This window comes from Xanthomonas sp. LF07-6 (assembly GCF_034105445.1).
In the GTDB taxonomy this organism is placed as follows: Bacteria; Pseudomonadota; Gammaproteobacteria; order Xanthomonadales; family Xanthomonadaceae; genus Xanthomonas_A; species Xanthomonas_A sontii.
This window is the reverse complement of sequence record NZ_JAXGGI010000002.1, coordinates 664,101-675,642: the sequence shown is the minus strand read 5'-3', so window position 1 is coordinate 675,642 and position 11,542 is coordinate 664,101. Positions and strand designations below refer to the sequence as shown.

General features: G+C 69.4%; 7 protein-coding genes. 3 read left to right on the top strand and 4 right to left on the bottom strand.

The window, feature by feature from the left end; translation table 11 throughout:
- Positions 1 to 147: 147 nt before the first annotated feature.
- Both SLW56_RS07415 and SLW56_RS07410 read right to left on the bottom strand, forming a co-directional pair.
- On the bottom strand, positions 148 to 2,538 hold the full coding sequence (locus SLW56_RS07415; protein ID WP_320694575.1) for a TonB-dependent receptor: 2,391 nt from the start codon (positions 2,536 to 2,538) through the stop codon (positions 148 to 150).
- Positions 2,539 to 2,850: 312 nt separating this feature from the next.
- A complete protein-coding gene (locus tag SLW56_RS07410) occupies positions 2,851 to 5,241 on the bottom strand; it encodes a TonB-dependent receptor (RefSeq protein WP_320694574.1) in 2,391 nt (796 codons plus the stop codon).
- Between the two features lie 252 nt (positions 5,242 to 5,493).
- On the opposite strand from SLW56_RS07410, the gene SLW56_RS07405 reads away from it, so the two are divergent.
- Positions 5,494 to 7,353 (top strand): ABC-F family ATP-binding cassette domain-containing protein, encoded by a 1,860-nt coding sequence (locus SLW56_RS07405; RefSeq protein WP_320694573.1) that lies wholly within the window; start codon positions 5,494 to 5,496, stop codon positions 7,351 to 7,353.
- Positions 7,354 to 7,848: 495 nt separating this feature from the next.
- On the opposite strand, the gene SLW56_RS07400 is transcribed toward SLW56_RS07405, so the two are convergent.
- Positions 7,849 to 8,139 carry a hypothetical protein gene (locus tag SLW56_RS07400; RefSeq protein ID WP_320694572.1) on the bottom strand — a complete coding sequence of 97 codons (291 nt, stop codon included), beginning with the start codon at positions 8,137 to 8,139 and terminating at the stop codon, positions 7,849 to 7,851.
- A 206-nt stretch (positions 8,140 to 8,345) separates the two neighbouring features.
- Positions 8,346 to 9,224: a LysR family transcriptional regulator AmpR gene (gene ampR / locus SLW56_RS07395; RefSeq protein WP_320694571.1), complete on the bottom strand. Its 879-nt coding sequence runs from the start codon at positions 9,222 to 9,224 to the stop codon at positions 8,346 to 8,348.
- Positions 9,225 to 9,322: 98 nt separating this feature from the next.
- On the opposite strand from ampR, the gene bla reads away from it, so the two are divergent.
- Together bla and SLW56_RS07385 are read left to right on the top strand one after the other, a co-directional pair.
- Positions 9,323 to 10,231 carry a class A beta-lactamase gene (gene bla, locus SLW56_RS07390; protein ID WP_320694570.1) on the top strand — a complete coding sequence of 303 codons (909 nt, stop codon included), beginning with the start codon at positions 9,323 to 9,325 and terminating at the stop codon, positions 10,229 to 10,231.
- Positions 10,232 to 10,547: 316 nt separating this feature from the next.
- Positions 10,548 to 11,471, top strand: a complete 924-nt coding sequence (locus SLW56_RS07385) for an alpha/beta hydrolase (RefSeq protein WP_320694592.1) — start codon at positions 10,548 to 10,550, stop codon at positions 11,469 to 11,471.
- Positions 11,472 to 11,542: the final 71 nt, after the last annotated feature.

Here is an 11,542-nt window from a genome sequence, read left to right as displayed (position 1 = left end):
AGAAAGTTCAGGCCGGTGAAAACGTCGCAGGCTGGCGAATCTCCAATCTCCAATCTCCAATCCCCGTCCCAACAACAACGACGGCCCGGAAACCCGGGCCGTCGTTATGCCGTTCAACGCAGGCGCAATCGATGCCCGCGCGTGCGATCACCAGCGGTAATTGATCCGCCCGTACACGTAGGCGCCGTTGAAACCGTACGGCGAGTAGTTGCTGTACGGGAGCATGCCGTAGGTGGAGTTGATCAGGTTGGCGGTCTTGTCCGGATACTGGTCGAACACGTTGTCCGCGCCCAGCGTCAGCGTCCAGTTGGTGCTCGGCTTGAAGCTGGCCGAGGCGTCGACCACCCAGTCCGCGCCGTAGGTCTGGTCGCGGGCGGCGGTGGCCGAGTTGCGCACGGTGAACTCGCCGTAGCGGGTGGCGGCCAGGCTCAGATCCCACTTCGGCAGCTTCCAGGTGCCGCTTAGGATCAGCTTGTCCTTCGGGTAGCTGTCCTCCAGGCGGCCGATCTCGTCGCGGCCCAGCGTGGTCTGGGTCGAGCCGATGGCGGCCAGCGCCTGCGGCTGGGTCACCGCATGGGTGATGTCGGTCTTGCTGTAGCCGTAGCTGGCGGTGAGGTCCAGCGTGCTTGCCGCGAACGGGATGCTGTAGGTGCCGACCACGTCGACGCCGCGGGTGCGGGTGTCGGCGGCGTTGCTGAAGTAGCGCACGCTGGTGACGTTGCTGTAGCCGAGCTGGCGCAGTTTGCCCAGCACCGCCGCATCGTTGAGGTTGGACGAGAGCAGGATGCGGTCGTCGATCTCGATCTGGTACGCGTCCACGGTCAGGTACAGGCGCTCGACCGGCTGCAGCACCAGGCCCAGGCTGTAGGACAGCGAGGTCTCGGCCTTCAGCGGCGCGGCGCCCAGCGCCTGGGCCACGGCGCTGTTCACCGGGAAGGTGCCGGATTCGAAGAAGCTGCCGTTGATGTAGCTGCTGGTTACCGCCTGGTACTGCTGCTGCGCCAGCGACGGCGCGCGGAAGCCGCTGGCGACGGTGCCGCGCAGCGCCACCTTGTCGGTGAACGCGTAGCGCGCCGACAGCTTGCCGGAGGTCTTGCTGCCGAAATCCGAGTAGTCCTCGTAGCGGCCGGTGAGGCCGGCGGAGAACTTGTCGGTGAGGTCGGCTTCCAGCCCCGCGTACACCGCGTAGTTGTGGCGGTCCGAATGCACGGCGTTGAGCGGCGCGAAGCCGGCGAAGCCCTGCGCGCCGCCGGTGGTGCCGGTGTACGAGGCCGGCTCGCCGGGCGACTGGTTCCACTTCTCCTGGCGGTACTCGGCGCCGAAGGACAGCGTCACCGGATAGGCCAGGCCCCATTCCAGCGGCTGGGTGAAGTCGGCGTTGACCGCGTTCTGGGTGTACTCCAGCGCGCCGTCGTAGAAGCGACTCGGGCTGTCCGCGCCGAGGCTGTAGTTGATGCTGTTGGCGGTGTGGAAGTCGACCTTGTTGTAGCCGTAGTTGTAGCTGACGTCCCAGGCGAAGCCGCCGGCGGTGCTGCCCTTCAGGCCGGCGACCAGCGAGCGGTCCTTGGAGTACTGCTCGATCTGCGGCACGTAGCCGTCGGGATAGACCTGCGCCAGCAGCGCGGTCTGGCCGTTGTGGTTGCGCGAGCGGTAGAACGCGAACGAGGTGATGTCGCGGTTACTGGCGATCGCGGTCGCGTAGCCGGTGAGGTTGTCGCTGAAGCGGAACTCGCCGTTGGCCGAGATCGCGGTGGCGTCGACCTTGGGGTCGCCGTAGACGAAGGTGGTCTGGCCGATGCCGGGATAGTTGCCGGTGTTCGGCGCGGTGCCCTGGTAGGGGCCGGCGCGGTTGGTGGCGTCCTGCTGGCTGATCTGCCCGGCCACGTGCAGGCTGCCGCGGCCGTCGCCGAAGCCGACCCCGGTATCGCCGGAGAGCTGCGACTTGGCGCCGTCGCCGGCCGAGTACTTGCCGTGCTCCACGGCCAGGCTGCCGCCTTCGCCGGTGCCCTTGAGCACGATGTTGACCACGCCGGCGATGGCGTCGGAGCCGTACTGCGCCGAGGCGCCGTCGCGCAGCACTTCCACCCGCTCGATCGCGGCGATCGGGATCGCGTTGAGATCCACCGCCGAGGCGCCGCGGCCGATGGTGCCGTTGACGTTGATCATCGCCGAGGTGTGGCGGCGCTTGCCGTTGACCAGCACCAGCACTTGGTCGGGCGAGAGCCCGCGCAACTGCGCCGGGCGGATGCCGCTGGTGCCGTCGGTCAGCGCCGGGCGCGGGAAGTTCAGCGAGGGCAGGGCGCGCGACAGCGCGGTCGCCAGTTCCGAGGTGCCGGTGGCCTGCAGTGCCTCCGGGGTGATGATGTCGATCGGCGATTGCGACTCGGCGACGGTGCGGTCGCTGACGCGGGTGCCGGTGACGATGACTGTATCCAATGTGCTGGGCGTGCTCGGCGCGTCGGACGCGGTCTGGGCGAAGGAGGGGGCGGCGAGGGCGGCGAGCACGGCGCTCGCCAGCAGCGACAACGGACGGTTCATAAAAACTCCAGCAGGTGCCGAAACGGCAGGCGGGGCATGCGGCGACCGGCAGGGCCGGCAGGCCGCGTCCTCAGGGATGTCTAATTATTTTTTAACATGCGTGCTGCGTCGCAGGATGCAAGCGCATGTTCTTATTCCATTGCGTTCTAAGGGCGGCAGAACGCCGCGCGCCGCCGTCCGCAATGGGGAGGCACGCACAACGTCCCGGTAGCGTCCGCGCCCACCGGGACAGCTGCGGCATAGGCCTGTCGGCCGCGCGAATCGCGCGTGGCGGACGTCGTCGCCCATCGCGGCGACGCCCGCCAGGGTCGCTCAGAAGCGGTAGCTCACTCGCCCGTACCAGTAGCGCCCGTTGAAGCCGAACGGCGACAGCGGCGAGTACTGCAGGCCGTTGGGGCGGTCGTCGTAGATGTTGTTCAGCGCGGTCCGGGTCGGGTACTGGTTGGTGACGTTGTCGGCGCCGACGGTGAAGGTCAGGTCGTGCCAGGCGTAGCTGGTGGACAGGTTGAGCAGCCAGCGCGCGGCGAAGCCCTGGTCCTGGCTGCCGTCGGCCTCGTCGCCGCGGCGGGTGATGGCGCCGTAGCGGGTGGCGTCGCCATGCAGGGTCCAACCGGCCAGGCTCCAGTCGCCGCTGAGCACGTACTTGGTGCGCGGCGTGGCATCGGTCAGCAGGCCCTGGCTGGCGCGGCCGAAGTTCGGATCGGAGATCTCCAGGATCTCGATCTTGTTGTAGTTGGCGCTGAAACTGAGGTTGAGCGTGCCGGCGCGGTCGAGGTCGAGCAGGTAGTTGCTCACCCAGTCCACGCCGCGGGTGCGGGTGGTGGCGCCGTTGACGAAGAACTGCGCGGCGCTGACCTGGCCGATCGGCACGGCCAGCGAGATCTGGTCCGAGTACAGGATCTGGTCCCAGATGCGGATCTGGTACAGGTCCAGGGTGGAATTGAAGCCGCCGCCGGGCTGCCAGACCGCGCCGACGCTGTAGTTGGTGGATTTCTCCGGCGACAGCGGCTTGGCGCCGAGCGCGATGGCCACCGGATCGGAGGTGCGGTAGGTGCCGATCTGGCTGAGCACGCCGTCCACCGGCAGGGTCACCACCGAGGCGTAGTTCTGTTGCGCCAGCGAGGGCGCGCGGAAGCCATTGGAGATCGTGCCGCGCATGGCGAAGGCGTCGTTGAGCTGGTAGCGCGCCGACAGCTTGCCCGAGCGGGTGGTGCCGGCATCGCTGTAGTCCTCGTAGCGTGCGGCCACGCCGCCGGACAGGCGCTCGCTCAGGTCCGCTTCCAGGTCGGCGTACACCGCCTTGCTGTGGCGCTGGAACTGCCCCGCCACGGTCGGCGACAGGCCGGGGAACACTTGCGAACCGCCCGGATACGGTGCGCCGGTGTCCGGGTTGATGGCGTTCGGGTCGAAGTAGATCGAGGTGGGCGAGCCGGCCAGCACGGCGTACTTGTCCTGCCGGTACTCGGCGCCGAAAGCGAGGTTGACCGGATAGGCCAGGCCCCAGTCCAGGGACTTGCTGAAGTCGGCGTTGAGCGCGTTCTGCTCGTTGCGGAAGCCGCCGGCGTTGAAGCGCGTCGGCGAGGCGCCGGTGCTCCAGTACAGGTTGGTGTTGATGGTGTTGCGCAGGTCGAAGGTGACGTCGTTCTTGCCGTAGTCGGCGGAGACGTCCCAGGTCCAGCCGCTGTCGGTGCTGCCCTTGAGGCCGAGCACCGCGGCGCGGTCGTTGGACGGGTTGTAGATCTGCGGCAGGTAGCCGTTGGGGTAGACCGCCGGCACGTTGCGGTCGCTGTTGTCCCAGGCGCGGTAGTAGCCGTTGGACAGCACCTCGCGGCGGCTGACGTTGGCGTAGCCGTACAGGTCGACGTGCGGGGTGAGCACGTAGCCGAAGTTGACCAGCCCCTGATAGGTCTTCAGCGCCGGATCGCCGTAGCGCTCGTAGGGAACGCCGCTGGGGTTGGCGGCCCCGGCCAGGGTGGTGGCCTTGTCGGTGTTCTCGGCGCGGTTGGTGTTCATCGCGTTGAGGTAGTTCCACGACACCCGCACCCAGCCCGGCGCCTCGCCGTCCGGCGCGCCGCCGAAGGCCAGGCCGTAGGAGCCGTCGATGCCGTTCTGCGCGCCGTCGCCCTTGTCCATGATGCCGCCGCTGACCGCGACGCTGTTGCTGCCGGCCTTGGCACCGTGCTTGAGCACGATGTTGATGACGCCGGCGATGGCGTCGGAACCGTATTGCGCGGAGGCGCCGTCGCGCAGCACTTCGATGCGCGCGATCGCCGACATCGGAATCGAATTGAGGTCGGCCGGCGCCGAGCCGCGCCCGACCGACGGGTTGTAGTTGACCAGCGAGGTGGTGTGGTAGCGCTTGCCGTCCAGCAGCACCAGCACCGCATCCGGCGACAGGCCGCGCAGGGTCGCCGGGCGCAACGCGTCGTTGCCGTCGTTGATCGCCGGGCGCGGGAAGTTCAGCGACGGCAGCAGCTTGCCGAGCGCGCTGGCGAGGTCGCTGGCGCCGGTGGCCTGCAGCGCCTCGGGCGCGATGATGTCGATCGGCGATTGCGATTCGGCCACCGTGCGGTCGGCGATGCGGGTGCCGGTGACGATGATGTTGTCCAGCGTCGTCGGCGCCTGCTGGGACTGGGCGAGGCTGTTGCCGGAGGCGAGCACGAGCAGGACGGCACGGACGAGGGGGAGGCGGCGTTGCGTCATCGGGCGGAGACTCCTGGCTGGGGGATTGGCGCGGGTCTGGCGATTTCCGGTGGGGCGGGGTGGATGCTGCGGTGCAGCGTGTGCCATCGGATTGAAATCCGTTTTTCACATGGGCGCGTATACAAAAACGGACCTGGGTCGGGTTTTCGCGGCGGCCCGCGCGCCGCCCCGGACCGTGCCGCATTGCCGTCCCGGGTGGGCCGGGGCTGGCGAAGCGGCTACACTTCCGCCTCGCTAGCCGAGTGCCCTGCCTTGATTTCCCTACGTAATTTCGCCTTGCGCCGCGGCGAGCGGCTGTTGCTGTCCAATGTCGACCTCACCCTGCATGCCGGTTACCGGGTGGGCGTGGTCGGCCGCAACGGGGCCGGCAAGTCCAGCCTGTTCGCGGCGGTGAAGGGCGAACTGGAGGCCGACAAGGGCGACGTCGACCTGCCCGGCAAGGTGCGTATCGCCAGCGTGGCCCAGGAAACCCCGTCGCTGCCGGACCCGGCGCTGAGCTTCGTGCTCGGCGGCGACACCGCGGTGGCCGCGGTGCTGGCCGAAGAGGCCGAGGCGACCGCGCGCGAGGACTGGGAGGCGGTCGCCGCCGCCCACACCAAGATGGCCGAGATGGGCGCCTACGACGCCGATGCGCGCGCCGGCAAGCTGCTGCACGGCCTCGGCTTCCCGGCCGAGACCCACCACCGCGCGGTGTCCTCGTTCTCAGGCGGCTGGCGCGTGCGCCTGAACCTGGCGCGCGCGCTGATGATGCCCAGCGACCTGCTGTTGCTCGACGAACCGACCAACCACCTCGACCTGGACGCGGTGTACTGGCTGGAGCAGTGGCTGCTGAAATACCCGGGCACGCTGCTGCTGATCTCGCACGACCGCGAGTTCCTCGACAACGTCGCCACCCACACCCTGCATCTGCACAACGGCGGCGCCAAGCTGTACACCGGCGGCTACACCGATTTCGAGCGCCAGCGCGCCGAGCAGTTGCGCCAGCAGCAGATCGCGCACGAGAAGGAACAGGCCGAGCGCGCCCACCTGCAGAGCTTCATCGACCGCTTCAAGGCCAAGGCCTCCAAGGCGGCGCAGGCGCAGAGCCGGATGAAGCGCCTGGAGAAGCTGGCCGGCACCGAGGCGGTGCGCGCCGAACGTGAGTTCCGCATCGAACTGGCGCCGCCGGCCAAGCTGCCGTTCTCGCTGATCCGCCTCAATCACGCCGAGGCCGGTTACGGCGCCGACGCGGTGATCCTGCACAACGTCGGCTTCGGCCTGGAGGCCGGTCAGCGCATCGGCCTGCTCGGCCCCAACGGCGCCGGCAAGACCACCCTGGTCAAGACCCTGGTCGGCGAGCTGCCGCCGATCGCCGGCGAGCGCATGGCGCATCCGGACCTGCGTATCGGCTACTTCGCCCAGCACACGGTGGAGTCGCTGCACGAAGGCCAGTCGCCGATGGACCACATGCGCGAGATCGACAAGGACGCCAGCAACCAGGCGTTCCGCGATTTCCTCGGCAAGTGGAATTTCCCCGGCGACCGTGCGTTCGAGCCGGTCGACGGGTTCTCCGGTGGCGAGCGCGCGCGCCTGGCGCTGGCGCTGATCGCCTGGCAACAGCCCAATGTGCTGCTGCTCGACGAACCGACCAACCACCTCGACCTGGAGATGCGCGAGGCGCTGGCCGAGGCGCTGAGCGATTTCGAGGGCGCGATCGTGATGGTCTCGCACGACCGCCACCTGATCGGCCTGGTCTGCGACACCTTCTGGCGCGTGGCCGACGGCGTGGTCGAGCCGTTCGACGGCGACCTCGACGCCTATGCCGCCTGGCTGCGCACCCGCCCGGCCGCGCAGGGCACCAAGCAGAAACTGGCCGAGGCCGCGCCGACCCCGCCGCCGCCGGTCAAGCCGCTGCCGGCGAAGAAGCCGCCGAACCCGCACAAGCTGGCCGCCGCCGAGAAGCGCGTGGGCGAACTGGAAGCGACCCTGGCCGAGCTCGACCGCCAGCTCGCCGATCCCAAGCACTACGCCGATGCGGAGAAGATGGCGGTGCTGGGCCGCGACCGCGAGGCCACCGCGCGCGACCTGGCGCAGGCCGAGCAGGCATGGATGGAGTTGATCGACGGCGCCTGAGCCGCGGTGGATCTCGCCATTGCCGGTGTGTGCCGGCGAGCACGGACGATCCACGTCGAGCTGACGGTTCCTTCTCCCTGCGGGACCATGGCCCCCTTTTCGGGGGAAGGTGCCCCAAAGGGGCGGATGAGGGTCCGGGTGCCGGGGGAGTCGGAGTGGCCGGCCGTGCGTGCCGGCGTACCCTCACCCCAACCCCTCTCCCGGTGGGAGAGGGGCTTCAATCGCTTCTTCACGCCGCTCCAGGCGAGGCCGGAACGTGAGCCGGCGTACCCGGTGTGGGAGAGGCTTCAGCCCCGACGCCGCATCGCCTCAGCCAACGGCAAGTCCCACCTGCATCGCCTGCGCCAGCGCCCAGGGCTGCGCGCGCGCCTGCCCCACGAGGACGCTGCTGGCGACAGTGGCAGGCCGTGCCCGGCGCAATCGCGCGCGCCGGACATGCCGTGCAGGATGAGGACGATCGCATCCGCCGACGCGCGCGGCGCCGGCCCGTGCCGCTCAGGCGGCAGCGCTGGCCACGACCAGCAGGCCGCCGGCGATCGCCGCCCAGTCCAGCGGCGTGCGCGAGCGCAGGCTCTTCAGCGAGGGGCGGGCGGTCGGCGTCGGCCGCAAGCCGGCCTTGAGCGCCATCAGCGCCAGGCCAGCGGCGCTGAGCGCCCAATGCCATTCGCTGGCGCCGCCGCGCAGGAAATAGGCCAGATGCAGCACACACAGACAGGCCAGCACGCCGGCCAGCACGACGTCACGCGAGACCAGGCCCGGACGGGCGGTCAGGACAGCACGGTTCATCAGCATGTTTCCCCCGAAACGGTCAGCGCCATCCCCGGCGCACAGTGCGACTGCGACCAGGATCATATTTCGGGCCTGCCCGGCCGCCAAGCGGCAGTGCACAAATTCTTCACATTACTGTCAGGCCTTGCTGGTAGGCGAAGCAAGGTGCGTGCCGGCGTGTGCCCAAGTCCTCCCGGCGCCCAATGCGGCGGCAGCGGTGTCTCTCAGCCGGTCAGTGCGGCCTGCTCGGCCAGCAACCACTCGCGCAAGCGCCGGGCGGCGTCGCTTTCCACGCGCGAGCGCAGCCGGGTCAGCCAGTAGCGGCCCAGGTCGATGCGGGTGGTGAACGGACAGACCAGCCGCCCGGCATCCAGGTCCTGGGCGAACAACCGCAGCGGCAGCAAGGCCACACCGTGGCCGGCCGCGGCGATGCTGGCCAGGGTCAGCGAGGCATCGCAGATCGGACCGCCGGCCAGCACCTCGGGCGCGCCGGCGGCCTGCAGCCAGCGCGGCCATTCGTCCAGCCGGTAGGAGCGCAGCAGGGTGGTCCTGGCGAGGTCCGCAGGCGTGCGCAGCAGCGGCGCCAGCGCCGGCGCACACACCGGCGCGAACGGCGCGTCCAGGATCGGCGTGGCGTGCTGGCCCTGCCAGTCGCCATCGCCGAAGCGGATCGCCAGGTCCAGGCCTTCGCCGGCCAGGTCGACGCGGTTGTTGTGGGTGTACACGCGCAGTTCGATGTCCGGGTGTGCGGCGTGGAAGGCGTCCAGCCGCGGCAGCAGCCAGCCCGCCGCGAAGGTGCCGACCACGCCCACGCTCAGCGTCTCGCGATAGCGACCGCCGGCGAAGCGCTGCAGCGTCCCGGCGATGCGGTCGAAGGCCTCGGTCAGCACCGGATGCAGGCGCAGGCCTTCGTCGGTCAGGGCCACGCCGCGCGGCAGGCGCTGGAACAGCACCACGCCCAGGCGCGCCTCCAACTGTTTGATCTGATGGCTGAGCGCGGCCTGGGTCACGCACAGCTCGGCGGCGGCACGGGTCAAATTCTGGTGCCGCGCCGCGGCCTCGAAGGCACGCAGGGCGTTCAGCGGCAGATGCGGACGAATCATCGCCAGGTATCAATTCGGCTCATGGGTGCGATTGAATAACCTCGCTGGTGGGGGTGGGTCAATGCGGCCATCATCCTGGCTCCCGACGGAGGTGGACGATGCTGACGAGACGACGGTTCCTGCAGGGCGTGGGAGTGGGCGCGAGCCTGCTGGTCGTGGCTGGTGCGCAGGCAAAAACCGCGAAAAATCCGGCGCCGACGCTACAGCAGCGGCTGGCCGAGATCGAGCGGCGCAGTGGTGGCCGGCTCGGCGTGAGCCTGCTCGACGGCGGCGGCGCGACGCTCGGCGGACAGCGCCAGGACGAGCGCTTCCCGCTGTGCAGTACCTTCAAATTTGTATTGGCGGGGGCGGTGCTGCAGCGGGTCGACCGCGGCGAGCTGGCCCTGGAGCGGCGCTTGCCCGTGCGCAAGGCGGATCTGCTGGCGAATGCGCCGGTGTCCGAGCGTCATGTCGGCGGCACGCTCAGCGTGGCCGAGCTGTGCCGCGCGGCGATGATCTACAGCGACAACACCGCGGCCAACCTGCTGCTGCCGCTGGTCGGCGACCCGCCCGGGGTGACCCGCTTCCTGCGTGCGCTGGGCGATGCGTCCACCCAACTGGACCGCAACGAGCCGGGCATGAACGAGTTCGTCGCCGGCGATCCGCGCGACACCACCACGCCGGCGGCGATGGCGGCCACGATGCGCGCCTTGTTGCTCGGCGAGGTGCTGCAGCCGGTGTCGCGGCAGCGCCTGATTGCTTGGATGCGCGACAACCGTACCGGCAACGACTGCCTGCGCGCCGGCCTGCCGGCGGGCTGGCAGATCGGCGACAAGACCGGCAGCAACGGCACCGATACCCGCAACGACATCGCCATCGTCTGGGCGCCGGGGCGGGCCACGCCGCTGCTGCTCACCGCCTATCTCAACGGCGCCACGGTCGACAGCGCCGCGCGCGATGCGACGCTGAAAGCGGTGGCGCAGGCGGTCGTGGCTTCGCTGCCTGCGCAGACGCGGCGTACCGGTTAGGCGGCGTTGCGCGCGTTGCATCGACTGCGTTCGCCGCAATCGCGCCGGATGCAGGTCGATCTCCCGTAGGCGCGGCTTCGGCCGCGACAGGTTTTATCGCGAAGGTCCGTCGCGGCTGATCCCACGAGCGGGAGCCGCAGCCATGCGTACGAGACGCTGCTCGCGATCATCGGCGACGCCACGTGTCGATGCCGCGCGCGATCGCCCGCGTTGTACCAACGGCCACGGCCACCGCGGCCGTGCTCACTGATCGTGCGGTCCCTTTCATTCCCAACCCTGTTCGGAGCGTCCCATGCGTCGATTCGTGTGCTGTTCGTTGGCCATTGCCCTCGGTCTGTCTGCCCACGCCGCGCAGGCGCGGGTCTGGGAACCCGCACCGGGCCACGTGCAGGTGCCGATCTGGCCTGGCGTGGTGCCGGATGCGCTGCCGCATCCGAAGCCGGAAACGGCTGGGCCCGGGGCCAGGATCGACAACGTCAGCCGGCCGACCATGACCGTGTACCCAGCGCAGGGCCACAACACCGGCGCCGCGGTGGTGGTATTTCCCGGCGGCGGCTACCAGATGCTGGCGATGGACCTGGAGGGCACGGAGATCTGCGACTGGCTGGTCTCGCGCGGCATCACCTGCGTGCTGTTGAAATACCGCGTGCCGAACTCCGGGCCGACCTGGGTCAACGACCGGCGTTACTACCCCAAGGTGCAGACCGCGCTGCAGGACGCGCAGCGCACGCTGGGCCTGGTGCGCCAGCAGGCCGCCACCTGGGGCGTGGACCCGCACAAGATCGGGGTGATGGGCTTTTCTGCCGGCGGCCACCTGGTCGCCGCGACCAGTACGCATTTCGCCCAGCGCACCTATCCGCTGGTGGATGCCGCCGATCGCGTGAGCTGCCGCCCGGATTTCGCCATCGCCGTGTATCCCGGCCATCTGTGGGTGCATGAGGACGAGGACGACGACACCCGCAATCCCACCGATCTGGCGTTGCGTTCGGACATCCGCGTCGTCGCCGACACCCCGCCGACCTTCCTGTTGCAGGCCCAGGACGACCACGTGGACGGCGTCTCGCAGGTGCTGTCGTACTACGTCGCACTCAACCACGCCGACGTGCCGACGGAAATGCATATCTACGCCCAGGGCGGCCACGCCTTCGGCCTGCGCGCGAAGAACCTGCCGATCGCGCAGTGGCCGCAGCTGGTGGAGACCTGGCTGCGGACGATCGGGGTGCTTGAGAGCCGGGATTAGGGATTCGGGATTGGCAAGAGCGTGTTAGTGCGCGGATTGCGCTTTCACGAATCCCCAATCCCCAATCCCCA

Bases quoted from the DNA above. Each gene is read 5' to 3' on its own strand.
- SLW56_RS07410 (WP_320694574.1), bottom strand. From the start codon at position 5,241: ATGACGCAACGCCGCCTCCCCCTCGTCCGTGCCGTCCTGCTCGTGCTC.
- SLW56_RS07400 (WP_320694572.1), bottom strand. From the start codon at position 8,139: ATGAACCGTGCTGTCCTGACCGCCCGTCCGGGCCTGGTCTCGCGTGAC.
- ampR (WP_320694571.1), bottom strand. From the start codon at position 9,224: ATGATTCGTCCGCATCTGCCGCTGAACGCCCTGCGTGCCTTCGAGGCC.
- SLW56_RS07415 (WP_320694575.1), bottom strand. From the start codon at position 2,538: ATGAACCGTCCGTTGTCGCTGCTGGCGAGCGCCGTGCTCGCCGCCCTC.
- bla (WP_320694570.1), top strand. From the start codon at position 9,323: ATGCTGACGAGACGACGGTTCCTGCAGGGCGTGGGAGTGGGCGCGAGC.